This is a genomic window from Siccibacter colletis, from assembly GCF_025914095.1.
Lineage (GTDB): Bacteria > Pseudomonadota > Gammaproteobacteria > Enterobacterales > Enterobacteriaceae > Siccibacter > Siccibacter colletis.
Map to the genome: position 1 here is coordinate 2,536,194 of NZ_CP074352.1, position 20,965 is coordinate 2,557,158.

The window sequence follows — 20,965 nt, forward strand, 5'->3', positions numbered from 1 at the left end:
TTTCATGGCGCGGTGCGGGTTTGCTCAAGCAGATACATGCGGGTGTTCAGCCCCTTCAGCTCGTCCAGCATGGCGTTCAGTTCGGTCGGGCTGATGCGCTCCTGCGCTGCCTGACGTTTTTCCAGCTGGCCCAGCCGCACGCTGAACGGCACATCCCGGTTGAGGTTTTTCTGGATGTCATACACCGCTGACTTCAGGTAAGAGATGGTGACGGTTTTACGCTTGCGCTCCAGATCCATCAGCTCAGCGATAAGCCCGTCAACGCTGCGGTTCGCCTGCTGCCAGGCGGCCTCGTCGTGTTTGTCGCCGGTCTGGGCGCGCAGCATCTGCTGCCACTGGGTATCCATCGCGTTCACCGCCAGCGAATCCGGGTAGAGCACGCGCACCGAGTTACGCAGATCGTCGCCGAACTGATAGAGCCACAGCGGCGAGGCCTGCTGCACGCGGGTGAGCTGCGCCTGATAGTTGCTGGTCACCTCTGGCTCCATCTCGCGCAGAGTCTGCTCGCCCAGCGCCATGCGAATATTGCGCAGCTCGCTGAAGTTAAGCGCGCCCGGCAGCGCCCGCGCCGGTTTGCCAAGCAGGGTGATGGCGTCGTTCTCGCGCGCCGCTTCGGTGGTGGTCCAGCGGTCCCAGCCGGCAAACAGCGCCACCGGCAGCGCGCAGGCCAGAAGGCCGCTGGCGAACCAGAACCACGCCGGTTTGGCTTTTTTATGGGTTTCGATTTTCAGTACCGTCGGCTTGAGTGCGCCCTTCTCGCGCCCGACGATGATGCTGCCTTTTGGCATTGCCTGCTCCATGCCCGGCTGGGCGCTATCGCTGTCCGGACGGAAGTACACCATCGGCGGGATCTGCATGTCCTGCTGATGAATGTCCTGCTCGTCCGAGACAATCACGATTTCGGTTTCATCAAACAGATGGGTATAGCCTTCGATAAAGTGGATCAGGTTTTCGACCCGCGGCACGCGGCTCAACCCGACGTTGTGCAGCTTCTCGCTCATCAACTGCAGGGCGCGCTCGCAGCGGTAGATATAGCGCTTGTCTTCATGGCTGATGCTGTACTGGCGGATCACGTCGCTGATGCGGGCGATAAACCAGTCCAGCATGTCAACGCGCGCCCGCGCCTGGTGTACCGGCGGCCAAAAGTTGTCCCACTGGGTAACGATCAGGTTGGCGAGAAACTCGCAGCCTTCGGTAAAACCGTTCAGCCCGTGCAGGCGCGAGCGGGCGAGCGTGAAGTAGATCGCCGTCTGCAGATCGACGCCCTGCTTCTCAAAGATGATCATCGCCATCTGGTGAACCAGCTGCCAGTCAATCTCCGGGCGCGAGGCGTGGCTGAGCTTGTTGATCTCCCCGCGCAGGCGCTCATACTCCGGCAACATGCGCGGATCGCGGCCTACATTCATTGCTTGCTGTGCATCGTGCATAACCAAATTCCATCAAAGAACCGGGGCCACGCGGCCCCGGTGAATTAGTAAAGGGTTTCCGGCAGGCGGAACTGGCTGAACAGGCCGCTGGCAAACGGGTTGTGGCTCTCATCGCTGTAGACGCGATAGGTCATCGACCCGTTATCCACCGCGAAGCGCGCATCAAAGGAGCCGCGGTTCATCTTCGTGCGGGCGCTGGCGTCCATCATGCGGAACATCGCCCACGGCCCGGCATAGCTCAGGCTGCGCGGTGAACGTTCGGCGTTGTCCGGCACCAGAATCAGCTTGCTCTGCGCCCCGTCACGCATGGCGTTCGGCCATACCAGCGGGATCTTCTGGCGGCGGCCGTGGGTGTACTCCAGCAGCTGACCGTCGAGGTTAAGCACGCTGCGCCGCTTGTTGGCAGTCAACTCAATCGGCTCCATCACGAAGTGGAACTCCAGCCCGCCCTGGGTGTTAAACAGCGCGTTGCGGATGTTCTGAGCGCGCTCCAGCTGACGCAGCAGCTCCATCTGCACCTCGCTGCCCGATTCACTCTCCAGCATCCCGGCATCCACCAGCGGTTTGAGGTTGCTGGTATAGAAGCCATCCAGCGTGCCGCCCGGCGCGAAGAAGCGCTCCACTTCCGAGAGCGGCGCATCGTCTTCCGCCTGCGGATCGAACGGATAGCGGTGGGCCAGCTGATCGTTAAACGGCGTCACCACCTTGTTGATCCACTCATCGTTGAGCGAGGACATCGCCAGGTTAACCGTCAGGCCCGATACCTGCTCAGCAATCTGGGTGACCCAGCGATCCAGCGGCGCAGGCAGGCTGCGGGCGTACTGCTGCAGCACAAACGCCGGGTCGGAGTACTGGTTCGCCTGGCGCTGCTGGAGCGCTTTCAGCGCTGCGGCACCGGGGTCCACCGCGTTCACAATCTGCTCCAGCCAGTGGTAGAGGTCGGTCAGTTTCTGGTTCACTTCCTGGATCAGCGCCACGTTGTCGCCGCGCCCGCTCAGGGTGTCGTTGAGCGGAATGAACGGCCGGGCGATACGGGTGTTGATACTCTGCGCCGCCTCGCTGCTCTCCTCGCCCAGCTTACGGGCGCGGGTGTTGTCGCTCAGGGTAGTGATAACGCGCTGGAACGGCTGCTCGTTGCCGGTAATGGTGGTCAGCACGTCCAGCGCCTGTTCCGGGGTCTCAAAGGACTGCACATCAATATTGGCGAGGGTTTTCTGCCAGTGGTTGACGTAGTCGGTGATGTAGCGGTCGTTGACCTGGCGCTGGATCTCGTTGCGGTCCGCCTCGCTCAGGTGCACGCGCTCGCGCAGCCCCAGCACCCACGCATCCAGCGCGGTGAGGTCGAACAGGGTTTTATCCTGACGCACAAAGTAGTCGTTAAAGCCCGGCCAGGTGAAGAAGCGCGGCACGGCACCGGCTTTATCATTGCGCAGGGCAAAGACGTTATCGAAGGTCTGTCCGACTTCGTCACGCACCATCAGATCCGGCGGCAGCGCATCGGTGGCACGCAGGACAAGGCTCTGATAAACGCGCTGGAACAGCGGCAGCTTGCTCAGCTCGCGCTGCGCCTCCGCCACCGGCGTAACGAACGGCTGCCAGGCCGCGATCGCTTCCGCGTCGCGGTCGGCACGCGCTTTATGCCAGTCGGTGTGGTCGAGGGCGTACTCCAGATGCTGCATCAGCTGCTCCTGGATCGCCCCCTGATTAGGGAAAGCTTTCTGCCAGCGCTGGGCCATATACTGCTGCACCAGCGGCTTGTTGCGCCCGGAGGCATCTTCGATCATGCGCATCACGCGCAGTACGCTGAGCCTGGCTTCGCTCGATGGCGGCGCATCGCGCAGATCCTGCTCCAGCCCCACCATCAGCGCCGGCAGGAAACGCACCTGCAGCAGCTGCAGGTAAGAGCCTTCCACGTAAGGTCCGATGCGGTCGCCTTGATACAGCCCCATATCCGCCAGCCGGGAGTCCTTCTCACGGTAGTTGCCGAACGACAGCGTGGCCTCGCGGATCAGGTTGAGGCGCGGCAGCTGGCTGACGCCAAAACCGCCGCTCTCTTCCACGTCACGGGCGTTAATAAACTGCTGGGCGCGGGCCAGCACGTTGCGCCCCGCCTCTTCGTTAGTGCGGTAGTAGTGGTGCCAGCCGGCGGTGAGCGCCACGGCACCCAGCGCCATCAGGCCGACGCCGGTGGACATGCGGCGGCGGCGGTACAGGCTGTGCAGACGGCTCTCGCCTGCGAGGTGCGCTTCCGGGAACACCACGCTCTTAAACAGCTCGCGCACAAAGAAGGTATTGGACTCACCGCGCTGGGAGGCATAGACCGCCTCCGGCAGGTGATAGCGCTGGGAGGCCGCTTGGGCAAAAGCATCAAACGGCACGCCCTGCTGGTAAACCGAGCTGAGGTAGATGCCGCGCACGCGCAGCATGTTACGGTCGTCCTGCACCAGCGCTTCGCTCAGCACCTCATGCAGATAATCCTTCAGACCGGCCAGCTGGCGCACAAAGGAGAACAGCTCGGCGGCAGCGGCTTCCCCGGTGTAGGGCAGCATTTTGTCGGCGAGGTTATCGTTCAACCCCTCCACCCAGCGGTCCCAGAAGCTGTCCAGCTCTGCCAGCCACTCGTGCGGCTGCTGGCTCTCGCTGCTGAAGGTGACGCCGAGCAGCGACTGGCGGGTCTCTTTATCCAGATGCTGAAAGAACGCGTTGAAGCCGTTCAGCATATCGAGCCGGGTCAGGGCGAAGTAGATCGGCAGCCGGGTGTTCAGGGTGGAGGTAATATCCAGCAGGCGCGCGCGCAGCAGCTGGGCGCACACCTTACGCTCGGCGACGCTGGCCTGGGAGAGCCACGCCAGATCGAGGGTCAGCACCAGGCCGTTGAGCGGCTGGCGCTTGCGGTTGTCGTTGAGCCAGTTCAGCAGGTGCTGCCACAGGCGCTCATTGCGCAGCCCATTCGGCTCCAGATCGGAAACCGACTGCATCAGCAGCTCCCCTTTCGGATCGAGGATCACGGCCTCTTCCCCCAGCCAGCAATCCACTTTCTGATCCACCGCCAGGCCACGCAGCTCGGCGGTCAGACGGGCATTGAGCTTGTTGGCGTTGTTGGCGCGGTGTACCAGGCTACTTTTTCCGCTGCCCGGCAGGCCCACCATCAGATACCAGGGCATCTGGTAGAGCGAACCGGCGCCCAGATTGGTGCGCAGCGCCGTCAGCCAGCCGTCAAGGAAACGCTGCTGGTTATCGACGAACACCTTGTTGGGGTCCTGCTCTACCTCGACCAGCTCCTTGCGCTCGGCTTTTAGCTGCTGCATACGTTGCCAGATGCGCCAGACGCTGACGCCGCAGGCCACCCACAGCCAGACGACGGTGAAGATCACCCGTCCCCAGATGCTCTCCAGCGGGCGCGCCCCGGCCAGCGCCAGCTTTGGTCCCAGCCACCAGGCCAGCACCAGCACGACGCACCACAGCACGATACCGAGCAGCAGCCACGACGGCTTGAGTTTCGGCAGTTGCTTACGCAGTAAGGTAATAAGTTTGTTTAACATAGGTTACCGCTCAAAAAAGTCCTGTTAACGGGCTTTGGCCAGACGCTCAAGGCGTTTCACCAGTCCCGGTTCCCACTGCGCCAGCCCGAGGCGGTGCGCTTCCTGCAAAAGATGGTGATAGTGCTGTGCGGCCAGGGTTTTCATGCCGTCGGCGGCCAGCAGCTCCGCCAGCATCATCCCGGCGTAAAACTGCTCGCGCGGCTCCGACTGCTGCCGCGTTTTGTCATCCAGCAGCGCCAGCGCGGCGTTCAGCCCCTGCGTTTTCCGGCAGGCAGCCACCTCGGCGGCCAGATCCTGGCCCTGCTCGCTCCCCTGCCCGGCGCTGCCCTTCGCACCGCGCAGCCACTCTGCACAGCTTTCGGTGAGAAACGCGCTCTTGTCGCTGAAGGTCAGCTCGCGCAGCACCGGCAGGCGCTGTAGAAACGCCTCCAGCTCCGCCGCGATGGCCGCCGCCACTTCGGGAAAGCCCAGCTGCGCGGCCACGCGTGCCGACAGGCAATGCCCGTCGAACCAGTACGGCGACAGCACCAGGCTCTCTTCAATCTGCTTCCACAGCGCGTTATCCGCCTGGGGCAGCGCTGCGTGGTATTCGCTGACGCGATCGGCCGCCACCGGAGCGAGCTGGGTCTGATTGCCGCGCGAGGTCACCGGTGCGGCGGTGATGGTGCTCCAGATGGCGTGGCGGCGCAGCCGGTAACCCACCGCCGCATCAGGCTGCTGTTCAACGATCAGCCCGGCCACCTTCAGCAGGGTCTGCCGCCAGGCGCGTTCATTCGAGGTATCGATCTCCGGCGCGGCGGCGCTGCTGCTCTGGGTGGTGACCACCGTACTGGCGGTGACCGGGGCCGGGGCGCTGTCGGCCTTCGCCTGCTCCTGCTGGCGCGATCGGGCGCGACGCAGCGCCGGGATCAGGGTCTCCAGCGGATCGGTCTTTTCCGGCGCGACGCGCAACAGCGTCTGCTCCAGCCGTTCGGCGTGGGCCAGCAGCTGATCCAGCTCGGCCGCAGAGGCCTGCTCGCCGACACGACCGAGCGCTCCGTCGAAGCGGCGCACCATCTGTACCAGCAGGCGCTGCTTCTGCATGGCGCTGGCGGGCCAGGCGATGGCCCAGTAAGCCTCGACCCAGCTGTTGAGCAGGATCAGCGCGGTGCCGAAGGGCGTGGCTTTTGCCGGGTGCTGCAGACAGCGCACCAGCTGCACCAGCACGCGCATATCTTTGGTTTTGCTCTCCAGCAGCGTCAGGCACATGCCTGCCACTTCGGTCAGGTTCACCTGGCTGTGCGCCAGCGAGCCGAGCTTCACCAGTTCGGTTTCAATGTTCTCCCACAGCGGATCGTCGGCTGCGATGGCGCTGCGCTGCGCCTCATCGGGCAGCGCGGCCAGCAGTCGCTGACACCAGGGGTGACGATGCTCCATCCGGCCCCCTACCAGCGACACAGCTGGCGCAGCGGCTTCACCGCCTCGCCCATGCCGGTTAACGGGATACGCACCTCGCGCCCCTCGTCGCTGGTCAGCGTCAGTTCGTGCTGACCGGACCAGCGCTTCAGTTCGTCGATGGCCGGCAGACCGCGGCCAAATTCCAGCAGGCGGCCCTTATCGCGCACAAACCAGTTGCCCGAGGCGGGAACGCCGTCGAGGGTGGCGGTAACATTCTCCCCTTCCCAGGGCAGGGTCATGCGCACGCGAATGTGGGTGATGGCGTTCAGACAGGCGACGCTGAAGGTGGCACCCGGCGGCACGCTGCGCGTCAGGGTCAGGTCGCCGCTCAGGGCATCTTTCTCCAGCCGCCAGCCGGTGGGGTCCGCTGCGGGCGCGGCGGTGGTCGCCGACACGCGACCCAGCGCGTCGTAGCAGGCCAGCCGCAGCTCAGCGCTCTGCTCCTTCTGGCACTGCTGAACGCTGCGCTCCAGCGGTGCCGGGCCAAAGGCCGAGGTCAGGAGCGGTAACAGGGTGAGGACGCTCATTACTGCACCTCCAGCTTCATGCATTTATGATCCAGCGTGCGCCGGGCGATATTCAGACTCTCGGCTACCCGCAGGCGATTGCCCTGGTAGTAGCGCAGCCGGGCCGCAATCACCGCGGCCTCGTAGTCGCATAACGCCTGACGCAGATCCTGAATGTGGTTGTAGTCGTCGCCCATGTCGCAGGCATCGTCCTCAAGACGGGAGAGTATCTCCAGCGGCAGCGCATCAGGCCCGATGTCGCCGCCGTCGGCGGTGTGGGCGCAGGCCACCTCCAGCAGGTTGCGCAGCTCGCGTACGTTGCCGGGGAAGGAGTAAGCCAGCAGCATCGCCAGCAGCGGGCGGCGCAGGGTGCCGAAGCGTTTCCCTTCACGCTCGCCGAAGCCGGCGATGAAATGTTTACTCAGCAGGGCAATATCCTCGGCGCGCTCGCGCAGGGCGGGCACCAGGATCTGGCTCTGACACAGGCGGTGAAACAGATCCTGACGGAAACGGCCGTCGGCGACCTGCTCATCCAGCGGCTGGTGGGTAGCGGCAATCACGCGAAAATCCGAGTGGCACTCTTTGTCACTCCCCAGCGGACGGTAGCAACGCGTCTCCAGCACCCGCAGCAGTTTGGCCTGCATCGCCAGCGGCATATCCCCTACTTCATCAAGAAACAGCGTGCCGCCGTGGGCCTGGGCCACCAGCCCCTCTTTATTGCTCTGCGCCCCGGAAAATGCTCCTTTGAGGTAGCCAAACAGCTCGCTCTCAATCAGGTTTTCCGGGATGGCAGCGCAGTTGATGGCCACAAAGGGGCGGTCGGCGCGCGGTGAGCACTGGTGCAGCAGGCGGGCCACCACCTCCTTGCCGGAGCCGGTTTCGCCCTGTATCAGCACGGACAGCGAGTGCCCGGCGATCTGCGCAATCTGATCCCGCAGATGGCGCGCCGCGGTTGACTGCCCCACCAGCTGATTTTCCAGCAGCGTAGCGGTGTGGCGACGCGCTTCGCTCTCATCGGCAATCTGGCGCAGCGAGGCGCGCAGCTGGGTGCTTTCCCGCTGGTTGCGGCGCAGGGATTTCACCCGCGCCAGCTGACGGCCAAACACCTGCAGCAGCAGCTCCAGATCGCCGGCATTACGCCAGGCCCACAGCTGGTCGCCCTTGTCGAAGATCCCCAGCACGCCGCACAGCTTGCCGGCGGCATCAGGGATCGGCAGCGCCAGCAGCCCGTTGTGCGTCCCCATATCGGTCAGCAGCTGACGAAACGCGGCATTGTCGATGCGCGCGCCGCCATACAGCGTGTCCCAGATGCGCACCTGATTTTTCAGCATCACATAGGCCAGCGGCTGGCCGAAATCATCGGCTTCGAGCGCGAGCGCAACCGGCGTGTTGCCGGCCAGCCCACGGCACTCCAGCTGGCGCCCGCTGAACTCCGGCAGGCCGACCAGCACTCCCTGCGGCTGCCAGTGTTTGTGCAGCACCGCCAGCAGCCAGTCGGTCAGGGCAATCTCGTCATCCGGCAGGGTCAGCGAGAGTGCGAACTCCAGCGCGCGTTGCATGCTCACCCCTCCAGGCCGCACGCAAACTCACCCTCAGCCAGGGTGAAGGTGATGCGCGACACCGGCTCGCCCGTCGCCATGCGCTGCAACAGCTGCAGCGAAACCGGCGGCAACAGCGCACCGTCGATGATCGACTCCAGCATGCGCGCCCCGTTCTCGCTGCGGTTGGCACGACGCAGGATCTCTTCCGGCACCGCGTCGTCAATCTCCACGCTGGCACCAAAGCGGGTTTGCAGCAGCGTCACCAGACGCGCCAGTTTGCCCTGCACGATGGCTTTCAGGGTGTCGTGGCCCAGCGGCAGGTACGGGATCACTTCCATACGCGCCAGCAGCGCCGGTTTGAAGAAGGTGGTCAGCTCCGGGTAGAGCGCGTCCAGCAGCACGTCCTGGCGCTCGGCGTAATCGACAATGGTCTGGAAACCGAGGTTAGAGGTCAGGAAGAACACCACGTTTTTGCAGTCGATGATGCGCCCTTCCCCGTCGGCCAGCTCGCCCTTGTCGAACGCCTGGTAGAACAGGTTCAGCACGTCCGGGTGCGCCTTCTCCACTTCATCGAGCAGCACCACCGAATACGGTTTCTGGCGGATGGCTTCGGTGAGAATGCCGCCCTCACCAAAGCCGACGTAGCCCGGCGGCGAGCCGATCAGGCGCGACACCGTGTGCTTCTCCTGATATTCGGACATGTTGATGGTGGTGAGGTAGTTGCGCCCGCCAAACAGCAGGTCGGCAATCTGCACCACGGTTTCGGTTTTACCGACACCGCTTGGCCCTACCAGCAGGAACGCCCCGAGCGGGCGACCGGCGCGACGCAGATCGGCGCGGGCAGTGAGCAGATGCTTGTGCAGATGCGCGATCGCCAGCCCCTGGCCTTTGATGCTGTCGCCCAGGTAGTCCGGCAGACGCGTCACCACGTCCAGCTCGCTCTGGGAAATGCGGTTCACCGGCACCCCGGTCCATTCGGCGATCACCGCCGCAATCTGCGCGGCGTCAACGTGGACGGACAGGCGCACTGCGCTCTTTTCAAATTCCGCCAACGCCGCGTCCTGGGCTTTCAGTTCCGCACCGGCAGCGTTAATGTCTGCCGGCGGCTCGTCGCTCAGCAGTTCAGCGCGCAGGGCAATAATCTGCTGCACCAGCGCCTGCTGCTGCTGCCAGTGGGCTTCGTGCTCAGCGAGCGTTGCGCGGTCGCTCTCCTGCTCGCTTTCAAGGGATGTCAGACGCTCGGCGTGATCGCCAAGGCCAATGCGGCGCTGGCGCTCAAGCTGAGCGATCTCCAGCTCGCGCTGCTGCAGACGGGTTTGCAGATGGCTCACCGCGCGCGGCGGCGTGGTGAGGTTGATGGCAACGCGCGCACAGGCGGTGTCCAGCACGTCAATGGCTTTATCCGGCAGCTGACGCCCGGAGATATAGCGTGCCGACAGCGTGGCCGCCGCATGCAGCGCCGCTTCGTCGATCAGCACGCCGTGAGCTTTTTCATAGATGGTGCGCAGACCGCGCAGGATCACCGTCGCCTGTTCGGCGCTCGGCTCGCCCACTTTCACCTGCTGGAAACGGCGCGACAGGGCGGCGTCTTTCTCAACGTACTTTTTGTACTCGCTCCAGGTGGTGGCGGCGATAGTGCGCAGCTCGCCGCGGGCCAGCGCCGGTTTAATCAGGTTGGAAACATCCAGGCCGCCGGCCTGGTTGCCTGCGCCAATCAGGGTGTGCGCTTCGTCGATAAACAGGATCACCGGACGCGGCGCGTCTTTTACTTCCTGCATCACGCCCTTGAAGCGCTTCTCAAACTCCCCTTTTACCGCCGCACCGGCCTGCATCGCGCCGAGATCCAGCGACAGCAGCTCCACGCCCTGCAGCTTTTCCGGCACCAGGCCGTCAACGATGCGCAGCGCCAGGCCTTCAATCAGGGCGCTTTTCCCGACGCCCGCTTCGCCGACGATGATCGGGTTGTTTTTGCGGCGGCGTGAGAGGATGTCGATCATCAGGTCGATCTCTTCGTCACGGCACAGCACCGGGTCCAGCTGCTGCTGGCGCGCCTGCTCGGTGATGTTCTGGGTGAAGCGGCCCAGCAGGGTGGCATCGGTAGCCACCGGGGCGCTTGCGCCAGTGTCACTGCTGACCACCTCGGTTTCGGCGGAGGTTTTTACCCACTCGTCAAACTGCTGGGTAAGCAGGTCGCGGTTGACCTTCGCCAGCAGGCGCGTCACCGGCGTGGAGAGATAGCGGTGCGGCGTCATCAGCAGCACCAGCAGCATCACGCCGCTGCGCAGCTGGGGATGGCGCATCTGGGCGGAGGCCAGTAGCCAGCTGTCCTGCAGCCACTCCACCAGCAGCGGAGAAAACGACGGGTAGCCCGGATTCAGGGTTTTGTCATGCTCGTTGGGTTGCAGCAGCGCCCTCGCCTCATCCAGATCCACCCCGGCACGGTTCAGGATCAGCCGCACGTCGGAGAGCGGCGTGTCGATAGCTTTCAGCAGCAGATGCTCAATGCGGATCTCAGCGCCCTGATGGTTAACGCACAGCGCCGCCGCCTCTTCAAGCATGTGGCGGCATACCGGGTTCAGACGTTCAACAAGTACCGGCAGGTCAATACGAATCACGGTGTCTTCCTTATTTTAATAATTCTCCCAACTGACGAAGTACGTCCTGGGTCTGATTGCTGAGTTGATAGTGATAGAGGCCAAAAATCCCGGCCAGCGTGAGGCAGATACCGATAAACACCGTGCGCAGCGTCACCTGGCGCTTCAGGCGGTAGCGCGATGCCTGCTGCCCGAGGTCAAGGTGAAACACCGTCGGGGCGTTAACCGGCTCCGGGCGCAGGGTGCGGTGCAGCTTGCGGATCACGTTTAAAAATTCGCCGTGGCCCTGGGGCATCACGCGGTAACGCCCCTGGAAGCCGAGGGTCAGGCACAGCCAGATAAACTCCAGGATGTCGCGGTAGCGCTGCGGCTCCTCCTGCAACTTATCGAGCAGGGCAAACACCTTTTCGCCGCCCCAGGTCTCATTGTGAAAGCGCGCCAGCAGCGAGTTTTCCGACCAGACGCTCTGGCTGCCCCACTCCTTGCTCATCACCGCCTCATCAATAAAGGTGCAGAGGATGTAGCGAAACGAGAGGATCACCCCGGCTTCGTAGCCGTGCGTGGACAGCTCCTGCTCGATAGCCTGAATCTCTGTCACCACGGTCTGGTAGAGATCCGGCACGCCGGTGTACTGGTTCATCTGACGCACGCGCCCCACCATGCCGAGCAGCGGCGTGACCGCGTCGATCATCGGGTTGATGCTCTGGCCGCGCATACGGAACCAGTAGTCGGAATCCATATCCATCTGGCGGGCGTGCTCGAACAGCAGCTCCCCCAGGTTGTCGTTTTTCAGTACCTCGATGGTCATCGTTCCCTCTCCCGATTACTGACCACGAATGGCCCAGAGCTGAAGATCCAGTTCCGGGAACTCGCCGGCGATGTGGAACGCCAGGGTGTTGCCGATCACCAGCATCTGCCAGGCCGGGCTCTGACGATCGAGCTGGAAGTAGCTGTAGCCGGCGTGATACGGCAGCTGACGCGGGGCCACTGGCAGCGGCAGCAGCGGAACGCCCGGCAGCTGCAGGCTGATAAGCTCGCGGATCTTCTCGCTGGAGGCGACTTTGGTCTGCTGCAGCAGCTGTTTGCGCAGCTGCTCCTGTGGCATCCGGGCGCGCACTGCGAGGATAAATTCGGCGCTGTTCATCAGCTCGCTGTCGCCGACGATCGCCATGACGATGCCGTACGGGTGTTTACGCAGCTGGAGCGACACGGCGCGCGGCGACAGCACGGTGCTGAGCGCCTGACGCAGCGCCTGCATCACCGGTTCGAAGCTGACGCGCTGGTCGTCGTGGCGGTAGGCCGGAAACTCCGGCGGCAGGCGCGACTCGTCGGTAAAGGTCATCAGCTCGCCGCAGAAGCTCACCAGCGCTTCGTGCAGGCGCTCCGGGTGCAGCGTGCCGAGACGCGCCAGGTGTGAAAGCTGCGGCTGCACGCGGTTGAGCAATTGCAGCATCATGAATTCGGCAACGTCAGCCACCCCCTGCTGGCCCGGCGCGGCAATGCGCTGCGACAGACTGCGGGCGCGTTCGGCCACCAGCCCGGCAGACTCGCCGAGAAAGCGTTTCAGCACCGGGATCGCCGCCACGCTGGCGCTGCACGGCATAAAGGTCGGGTCGAGGATCAGGCCACCGTCAGGGCGTTTGTCCTGAATACAGGCGATAGCCATCGAGGCGTAGGCGCTGCGGTCGTCGCGCTCCAGCATCAGGCGCAGGCTGACGCGGCCCACGTCCAGCGACACCACATCTCCGCCGTCGCTGTGCAGATCGCGCACGTCATAGCGGTGCGCCGCGAGGCGGGAAGAGACCTGCTGGCCTTCATCGCTCACTTCCCGCACGCCGCTTACCGCCAGTGGAATAGCCAGATAGACTTTCTGATTGGTGACCGAGGCGTCGGTGATCTCAAGCGGCTGCGGCAGCGCGTCGTCGCCGGGCACGTTGAACACCGTACCGTCCGGCATCACGCCGGTGGCGCTCACCAGCGCGATGCGCCCGAAGTTGAGATACTCTTCGTTGATGGTCAAGCTCTGCAGGCCGTAGTAGTAGTCACTCACCGCGCTCAGTCGGGCGTGGAGCGCGTAATCGGTGTGGCGCTGCTGCTGTTGAAAGTGCTGAGGCTTAATAAACAGCCCTTCACGCCAGATAACACGGTTTCGAATAGACATCGTTATTCTTCTTCTTGCTGTAATTCGACTTCATCCAGGCGCAGGTGCACCAGGATCTGGTAAGCATGGCCGGTGTTTTTCACTTTAATAACCTTGCGCCACTCCGCGCTGTCGGGGTCGGCGTAGCGGGCGATGACGCCGATGTAGCGCACTTTCTCATCCAGCTTCACCGGCGGCAGGTATTTGAACTGGCCCGGCAGCAGGGTGTAGTCCTGGTGGTCGATATAGTTTTTTGCCAGCGCCGCTTCGATGTCGGTGGTGACCTGATCGAAGTCGGTGGCTAGCAGGCGGGAGTCTTCAGACAGCATCACGATCTGGAACTCCAGCGGAGCCGCGTCGCCGCTCTCGTTGGGGTTCATGTCCGGTTCGGCGACCATGCTGAAGGCCACGGTGGAGGGCTGATCGTTGTTGCTGCCCACCTGAATATCAGGATCCATGGCGACATCCGCCATTTTGCCGAGGGTGGTACAGCCGCCCAGGGTTAACGCCACCAGAAAAACCAGTGCCGGTTTCAGCATTATGCTTGCTCCTGCTGCTCACGCACCGCACGGTCATATGCCTGGGCATACACCTGCTGGAACAGTCGCTGGAACCCCTGCTGACGGCTTGACGTCAGCTCCTGGAAGTAATGCTCGTACATCTCCCACGCCCATCCGTCGTGCATCGGCACCTCCTCCCCGCCGCGGCGGTAGTGGCTGAAGCGCTTGAGCAGCACGTCCGGCGAGAACGCCTGCACCATGCTGTTAAGCGCCGCACCAATGGCCTGCTGATTGGCGATGTGATGCACGCGAATATTGCGCAGCACTTCCGCCACCGCCGCCGGGGCTGAGAGATGCACCGGGCTTTTGGTTTCGGCGAACAGCAGCGCCAGGGTGTCGTCATAGCTGAGCCCGAGGCGCAGCGGGTTATCTTCGATCGGACGCAGCAGCTTATCCGCCAGCGCCGCCTGCTCGGCCTGCAGCGTCAGCAGCCCTTCCAGCGTGGCACGCAGGGTTTTGCCCATCTCGTGCAGCATCTCCTGGCTCTGCTGGCCGTCCCGCAGCGCCAGCGTCTGCCCGAGGCCGCGCATCAGCGGGGCCAGCGATACGCCAGCGGCGCTGTTGAAATCACTGCTGTAACCCTGAACGTCAGGGAGTTCGATAAATTCCTGATCCATCTTGTCCTCAATTCCCGAAAGCGGATTACGTTGCGGCATCATGTCCGGCACGCTCGCGCTGCCGTTGAGCATGGCCGCGGCGCTGTTGCGCTCCTGCTGCAGTACCCAGAGCGGATCGCTGTGTTTGTCGTGACCCGGACGGTCCTCTGCCGGAGCGGTAAAACCGGTAAACTCGTCGCCCAGCCAGTCGTCAATATCGTTGTCGCGGCGGTTGCCGATGATCTGATCCAGCTGCGGCTCCACCTGCACGGCACCGATAAACACCCGAATGCGGAACGGGCCAATCAGCAGCTCGTCCCCCTGGGTCAGCGCCACGCGGCGGTTGCGGCCCACCGGCGAGGTGGCCTGATTGATGTAGGTCTGGCCGCTGAGATCGCACAGGCAAAAACGGCCATCCACCATCTCAATGCGCGCGTGCTCCGGCTGCACCGCGCCGAGACGCTCTTTGAGCTGCCAGTCGTCGCGATCCGCCGCACCGAGCGAGCCGCCTTCCGGCCCGAAGTGATGCTGAACCTGTGTATTCCCTTCCAGTTGCTCGCTGTTAAGCACCAACAGCGAAAGTTGCTGATTACCGTCGCTCACACTTACTCCTGTACACAAATCGTTACCCACGGGTCGGCCGGCGGGTTACCGAGAAAACTACTCCATCCCAGGCTGGCGTAACGCGCATCACCGAGGCGCATCCCGCTGGCCTGCTCAAGGCCAAAACCGAGGCGTAAATCCCACGCCAGCTGGTCGCGCAGAATGAATGAAACAAAGCGCACCAGCGGTTCAAACTGATCGCCGTTGGGCAGAAACCTGAGGAAATCGCTAAAGCTCAGGTTGTTAATCTTCAGCAGAAACTTACCGGCGCAGTCGCTGACCTTTTCGCCGATGACGAAGTCGTCCCCGAGCCGGCTGTTGGCGCGGCCGAGGCGGTTCTGCTGCTCTTCGCACACCGGCACCTTGCGCGCCTGCCACACCTCAACCTCGACGCTCTCAAGGTCAAAACAGTGCATCACCAGTCCGGCCACCACTTCCGGGGAGCGGCTGGGGCTGGCCAGCATCCCGGCGTAGGAGAGCATCTTGGCGCGGTTTACCGGCAGGCTCTCGCGCACCGCATCGTTGCCCAGCCCCACCAGGGCAAACATCAGGCGCGAAAAGCCGTCTTCGCCGTTATCCTGAAAGCGCACGTGATAGCGGTATTTGCGCCATACCCGGTGCAGCAGCGTCAGCAGGCGGTGGTGGAAAAAGTCGAGAAACAGCCCGAGCTTCGGCTCCTGCTGGGCATACTCCCAGGCCAGGTCGTCGAGGTAGTAGCCCGGCATCGGCGACTGGCTGCCGTGCAGCCCCATAAACGCCACTTCCAGGTGATGCCGTCCGGCATCGTCCTTCGACATGCCGACGATATCGCTGGGATGAAACCCCAGCGAGGCGGTGGATTTGAACCGCAGCCGCTCGCTGACCGGATCGAAATCCTGCCCGCGCTCCGGATCCACGGCTTCCATGCGGTTGAGCAACTCAACCAGCTGATAGAAGGAGTAGTTCGCCAGCGCCCTGTGGTCGATTACATCATCGAGTGCTGACCCGCTTTCACCGGCCATCGGTAGCGCTCCTTGTTATCGAGGTTGACCACCTCCAGCAGGTGAAACGCGTTCACGCTGGCATACAGCGACAGGAAGTGCGCCAGCACGGTGCTGAACAGATACAGCTCCCCTTCGCTGGCAAACGCCGACTGGCGAATCGACAGCTCCGACTTCAGGCCGCGCACCGGCATACCGCGCACCAGCCTGTCCACCGGCACGGTATTAATCGCTTCAATGCCCGCCAGCCGCTTGCGCGACGCCTGTTCTGCCTGCTTGTCGTAGAGCGTCGGGAAGTCGTAGGTGCGCAGCACCTGGACCAGCGCATCGCGCCGCAGCAGCGAGACGTAGTTCAGGGACAGGTTAGAGATCAGCGTCCAGTGCAGGCTGCCATCGAGCGCCGGGCGCAGCGGACGCGTCGGGCGCACAATATTGCGGAAGGTGGCGAAGGTCGGCGAGTCGCCGGTGGGCACGCAGATATCCCCCACCAGCAGCTGGGCGGCACGTCCGCGGTTGGTGCAGGTCAGGGTGACCGATACCGACTCATCCAGCCCCACCACTTCGGTTTCATCCCCGCGCACAAACGACAGCGCGTGATCGAACCCGGCCCCGTTCACCGCTTCGCGCACGCGAATACGGTAGTAGAGCGCCTGGCGCCCGTTGGCGCGCTCAATCTGGTGCTGGAAGCTTTCGAACGGATGGTAGAGGCGCTGTTTACCGCGTGCGCGGCCCGGCTGCCCTTCCACCCAGCCCTCGACTTTATCCACCGAGAAGATCTCAAAGCTGTCCGCCTGGCGGTAGCTGGCCTTCAGCGGGTACTCCACCTGACGCCCGTTAAGATCGATCGGCTCGCTTTCGTGCTGGAACAGATTGATCGCCGGGACGCAGTTGAGCATGAAAGAGTCCTTGCGGATCTTCAGCTCCGGCGGCAGCGGGCTTTCGAAACAAAAATGCAGCTTAAAGCTGTCCACCGGCAGCGGCTGTTGCGGCCAGTCGCTGGTTTCAAGCTGGAAAAACAAGAAGCTTTCCGGGAAGCAGAAGTACTCCTGCAAAATGCGGTAGCCGGAGTAGACGTTACCCGGATAGGGCAACAGCGCATCTTCCCGGTCAAAGCCAATGGTTTTCAGGATACTGGCCGGCAGCGGGAAGCGTTTCCCGTCCACTTCCACTTCAATGTGGGAGAGCTTGCTGGCGAGCCAGAAATAGAGCTCATACGCCGTCCAGCTATCACCACCGAGCCAGAAGCGCAGCTTGTTCAGCTCCAGTTCGGCCAGCGGCAGCGTGCTGTGCAGCGCGATGTCCAGGGTAATGGCGGAAGCGTCGTTGCCGCTCTGGGCGCTGACGTCGGTGATATCCGCCGGGTAGACCCACATGTCGTGACAGGTCTGGAAATGACACACCACCTCATCCTGCGGTTTGCTGTCGAGCGGACAGCCGCGGGCAACAAACGCCGGTTGCGCCAGCGCGCCGGGGATCGCCGAGAACTGCATGATGGTCATGCTCGGCACCGGTCGCAGATAGTTCGGCCACAGCATGTTGAGCAGCCCGTGCGTCAGCTCCGGGAACTCGTCTTCAATTTTTGCGCGCAGGCTGCCGGTGAGAAACGCGAAGCCTTCCAGCAGACGCTCTACGTCCGGGTCGGTGGTTTGCTCAGACAAAAAGCGCGTCAGTTCGGGATGGGCTTGCGCAAACTGGCGGCCCTGAAGGCGAAGCCAGGCCAGTTCATCCCTGAAGTAGTGTTCCAGCTGCATAGTCAGATCATTCTGTAGTGGCGGTGGCTGTCCATATGGACGTTGAACGAGGTAACCTGCTCCAGCTCGTCGAGGCGCACATGCGCGGTCACCCGAAAGGCCATTTCGAGTGGGGTGGAAACGTTGTCCGAGAACGACACCTCCACCTGCACAATGCGCGGTTCGTAATCGCAGATGCACTGCCGGATGGCTTCGCGAATACGGCTGCGAATATCGGCACTGCCCTGCGTGGCGTCATTCAAATCGATGACGCCAAGATCCGGGGCGCTGCGGCAATTGCCGGGTCGGGTATTGAGCACTCTGTCGAGCTGGCGTTTCACCGAGCTAATCAGAGCGGTCAACTGTGCGTCCGGCGAGGTGACGCGTTCTTCACCCCGGATCCTGTCGAACAGGCTGGCGGCGCTCCCTCTGTCCCATGACGAGAGAGACGACATGCCGGTTACTCCTTGTCCAGACGACCAACGAGCGACAGTTCGAAGTTGGCGCCCATGTATTTGAAGTGCGGACGCACGGCGATCGCGACCTGATACCAGCCTGGCTCACCCTCAACGTCCAGCACCTTGATCTGTGCGGCACGCAGCGGACGGCGGCTGCGCACGTCTGCCGGCGGGTTTTCCTGGTCGGCAACGTACTGTTTGATCCAGCCGTTCAGCTCACGCTCCAGATCCTGACGCTCTTTCCATGAGCCGATCTGCTCGCGCTGCAGCACTTTGATGTAGTGCGCCAGGCGGTTGATGATGAACATGTACGGCAGCTGCGTGCCCAGCTTGTAGTTGGTTTCCGCTTCTTTGCCTTCGCGGGTGTTCGGGAACACCTTCGGCTTCTGCACCGAGTTCGCCGAGAAGAACGCCGCGTTGTCGCTGTCTTTACGCATGGTCAGGGTGATAAAGCCCTCTTCCGCCATTTCGTATTCGCGACGATCGGTGATCAGCACTTCGGTCGGGATCTTGGCCTGCAGCTGACCCATCGCCTCATAGACGTGAACCGGCAGGTCGGAGATGGTGCCGCCGCTCTGCGGGCCGATGATATTCGGACACCAGCGGTATTTCGCGAAGCTGTCGGTCAGCGCGGTACCCATCAGGTACGCGGTGTTGCCCCACAGATAGTGCTCGTGGCTGGCGCTGATGTTCTCTTTGTAGTTGAAGCCCTTGATCGGGTTCTCAACCGGGTCATACGGCAGACGTGCCAGGAAGCGCGGCGCGGTAAGACCGAGATAGCGGGAGTCTTCTGACTCACGCAGCGAACGCCATTTGGTGTAGGTCGGGCCTTCGAACACGGACTTCAGATCTTTGATGGTCGGCAGGTCGGCGAAGCTGTCCACGCCAAAGAAGGTCGGCGCAACGGACGAGATGAACGGCGCGTGCGCCATCGCCCCTACCGCACTGACGTACTGCATCAGTTTGATGTCCGGGGAGCTTTGGGTCATGGCGTAGTCGCCAATCACCGCGCCGATCGGCTGACCGCCGAACTGGCCGTAGCCGGTGGAGTAAACGTGCTTGTAGAAACCAGACTGGGTGATTTCCGGCGCGAACTCGAAGTCTTCCAGCAGCTCCTGCTTGGTGGCGTGCAGCATCAGGATCTTGATGTTTTCGCGGAAATCGGTGCGGTCGATCAGCAGCTTCAGCGAACGCCATGAGGATTCCAGCTCCTGCAGCTCGGCCGCGTGCAGGATCACATCCACCTGCTTGCTGAGCTTTTTGTCCAGCTCAACGATCATGCTGTCGACCAGCGCTTTGTTGACCGGCTCAGCCGCATTACCGCTGTCGAGAATATTGGAGACCAGCGCCGCGATGCCCTGCTTCGCGATGGTATACCCTTCGTCAACAGGGGTAATTCGCGCCTGCGCCATAATGTCATCCAGCAGTGAGGACGACGCGCCCGCTGCGGCTACCAGAGGTTGATCTTCAACCGTAGACATGTGTTTTTCCCTTTACGTTAGCCGCGTGGTTATTCGGCGGGTTTGACGAGATCCAGCTCTTTGAGCAGCTGCTCACGCGCATCGGAGCTGGCCAGCAGATCCTGCAGGCGATTACGGAACGCCGGGATATTTCCCAGAGGCCCTTTCAGCGCCACCAGCGCTTCGCGTAATTCGAGCAGCTTGCGCAGTTCAGGAACCTGTTCAGCAATACGGTCCGGGGAGAAATCGTCCAGAGAAGCAATATTCAGCTTCACCGGAAGTTCATCTTCACTTTCTTCTTCGAGGCGGTTGGGAACGCAGAAATTGAGTTCCAGATTGGCCTCTTTCATTACCGACGTGAAGTTGTTTTTATCCACGGAAACCGTCTGACGCTCCTCAATTGGCGTCTCTTCGGTGCGACCTTTCATATTGCCAATAACCATCATGGTCAGCGGCAGTTCTATTTCAGCCTGCTGCCCACCGGTTGCCGGAACGTATTTAATATTAATACGTTCCTTCGGCGCTACAGATGCTCCGTCAATTCCTTTTCCCATATTCTCACACCAGATTCATGTTATGCGTGACTGAATACACGGATCAAAAGATGTGCCTAAGGAAAATTACAGGCATGACGAATACGCGATGATTAAATCGATATTTCTGCCGTGCACATATTTTGAAACCGCAATAGCGTTGCTTTGTAAGGCATTTATTAATTTGCGATAAATACCTTAAAAAACAGCCATATAGCTATTTACAGGTTACCAGCAAAATGAATATTACATTACGTTTGTTATTGCGCCGTGGCCTACCAAATTTAGTAGTCTGGACATTGATATCTACTGCCTCCCTGTAACGTGTTCCCTTTACGATCGAGCGGAATCTCAACAAATCTGCATGCGCGTAACCAGCCGTTGCCGCGTTTCATCCAAATGTTATGCAGTCTGTAAGAATTAACCTATTTTTACTCTATCCCGGTCAGTTAATCCAGCGAAAAGGGCACTTTTTTTAGCCTTAATAACGTTATTAACGATATCTACTAACGTGTTCGCGCATTATTTTCGCCCTTAAGGCAAACTCACTGACTTATTGTAAAGATATATTCTTCGCGACGAAATATATAAGTAATCCCGTTACGCGTTGTCGTTATCTGCATTAGTAAAATAAATTTAACTTAGGGGTGATAATATCATATGCGAATGCACATGACGGTATTATTACTAATAAAAAAGATACCGCAGTGAAATTGATCGTTTATTGATCAATTTCACTTAAAAAACGCGAAGATATATCACCCAATAATTAAGTAATAATTAACGTATTTTAAGCAGAATTTAATGAATGCAGAACGTGTGAGGAAACGCGGAGAAAAAAGAGGCGATGCAGTGAGC

15 protein-coding genes are annotated in these 20,965 nt (G+C 61.6%); all 15 read right to left on the minus strand.

The window, feature by feature from the left end; translation table 11 throughout:
* Window positions 1–2: 2 nt before the first annotated feature.
* Genes KFZ77_RS12355 through tssB form a run of 15 tightly spaced genes read right to left on the minus strand, consistent with a single transcriptional unit; the run spans window position 3 to window position 20,128 of the window.
* The gene (locus KFZ77_RS12355; RefSeq protein WP_264384359.1) at window positions 3–1,427 is read right to left on the minus strand and encodes a VasL domain-containing protein; all 1,425 of its coding nucleotides are present in this window, start codon (window positions 1,425–1,427) and stop codon (window positions 3–5) included.
* Between the two features lie 44 nt (window positions 1,428–1,471).
* Entirely contained in the window at window positions 1,472–4,969 is a 3,498-nt protein-coding gene (gene tssM / locus KFZ77_RS12360; protein WP_264384360.1) for a type VI secretion system membrane subunit TssM, read from the minus strand.
* Between the two features lie 24 nt (window positions 4,970–4,993).
* Window positions 4,994–6,385 carry a type VI secretion system protein TssA gene (gene tssA / locus KFZ77_RS12365; RefSeq protein ID WP_264384361.1) on the minus strand — a complete coding sequence of 464 codons (1,392 nt, stop codon included), beginning with the start codon at window positions 6,383–6,385 and terminating at the stop codon, window positions 4,994–4,996.
* An 8-nt stretch (window positions 6,386–6,393) separates the two neighbouring features.
* Window positions 6,394–6,933 carry a type VI secretion system-associated protein TagO gene (locus KFZ77_RS12370; RefSeq protein ID WP_264384362.1) on the minus strand — a complete coding sequence of 180 codons (540 nt, stop codon included), beginning with the start codon at window positions 6,931–6,933 and terminating at the stop codon, window positions 6,394–6,396.
* Window positions 6,933–8,471: a sigma-54 interaction domain-containing protein gene (locus KFZ77_RS12375; protein ID WP_264384363.1), complete on the minus strand. Its 1,539-nt coding sequence runs from the start codon at window positions 8,469–8,471 to the stop codon at window positions 6,933–6,935. The genes KFZ77_RS12370 and KFZ77_RS12375 overlap by 1 nt, the downstream gene beginning before the upstream one ends.
* A gap of 2 nt (window positions 8,472–8,473) precedes the next feature.
* Window positions 8,474–11,068, minus strand: a complete 2,595-nt coding sequence (tssH, locus tag KFZ77_RS12380) for a type VI secretion system ATPase TssH (protein WP_264384364.1) — start codon at window positions 11,066–11,068, stop codon at window positions 8,474–8,476.
* A 10-nt stretch (window positions 11,069–11,078) separates the two neighbouring features.
* Complete coding sequence (gene icmH, locus KFZ77_RS12385) at window positions 11,079–11,855, minus strand: type IVB secretion system protein IcmH/DotU (RefSeq protein WP_031520999.1); 777 nt, start codon at window positions 11,853–11,855, stop codon at window positions 11,079–11,081.
* A gap of 15 nt (window positions 11,856–11,870) precedes the next feature.
* A complete protein-coding gene (tssK, locus tag KFZ77_RS12390; protein ID WP_264384365.1) occupies window positions 11,871–13,208 on the minus strand; it encodes a type VI secretion system baseplate subunit TssK in 1,338 nt (445 codons plus the stop codon).
* 2 nt (window positions 13,209–13,210) lie between these two features.
* Window positions 13,211–13,726, minus strand: a complete 516-nt coding sequence (gene tssJ / locus KFZ77_RS12395; RefSeq protein WP_264384366.1) for a type VI secretion system lipoprotein TssJ — start codon at window positions 13,724–13,726, stop codon at window positions 13,211–13,213.
* The gene (gene tagH, locus KFZ77_RS12400; RefSeq protein ID WP_031520993.1) at window positions 13,726–14,946 is read right to left on the minus strand and encodes a type VI secretion system-associated FHA domain protein TagH; all 1,221 of its coding nucleotides are present in this window, start codon (window positions 14,944–14,946) and stop codon (window positions 13,726–13,728) included. Before tagH ends, tssJ begins: the two co-directional genes overlap by 1 nt.
* Before the next feature lie 2 nt (window positions 14,947–14,948).
* The gene (gene tssG, locus KFZ77_RS12405; protein ID WP_031520991.1) at window positions 14,949–15,947 is read right to left on the minus strand and encodes a type VI secretion system baseplate subunit TssG; all 999 of its coding nucleotides are present in this window, start codon (window positions 15,945–15,947) and stop codon (window positions 14,949–14,951) included.
* Window positions 15,911–17,677, minus strand: coding sequence for a type VI secretion system baseplate subunit TssF (gene tssF / locus KFZ77_RS12410; RefSeq protein ID WP_031520989.1), 1,767 nt, complete (start codon window positions 17,675–17,677; stop codon window positions 15,911–15,913). Before tssF ends, tssG begins: the two co-directional genes overlap by 37 nt.
* A gap of 2 nt (window positions 17,678–17,679) precedes the next feature.
* On the minus strand, window positions 17,680–18,111 hold the full coding sequence (tssE, locus tag KFZ77_RS12415; protein WP_031520987.1) for a type VI secretion system baseplate subunit TssE: 432 nt from the start codon (window positions 18,109–18,111) through the stop codon (window positions 17,680–17,682).
* Window positions 18,112–18,116: 5 nt separating this feature from the next.
* A complete protein-coding gene (gene tssC, locus KFZ77_RS12420) occupies window positions 18,117–19,595 on the minus strand; it encodes a type VI secretion system contractile sheath large subunit (RefSeq protein WP_031520986.1) in 1,479 nt (492 codons plus the stop codon).
* A 29-nt stretch (window positions 19,596–19,624) separates the two neighbouring features.
* The gene (tssB, locus tag KFZ77_RS12425; protein ID WP_031520984.1) at window positions 19,625–20,128 is read right to left on the minus strand and encodes a type VI secretion system contractile sheath small subunit; all 504 of its coding nucleotides are present in this window, start codon (window positions 20,126–20,128) and stop codon (window positions 19,625–19,627) included.
* Window positions 20,129–20,965 lie beyond the last annotated feature (837 nt).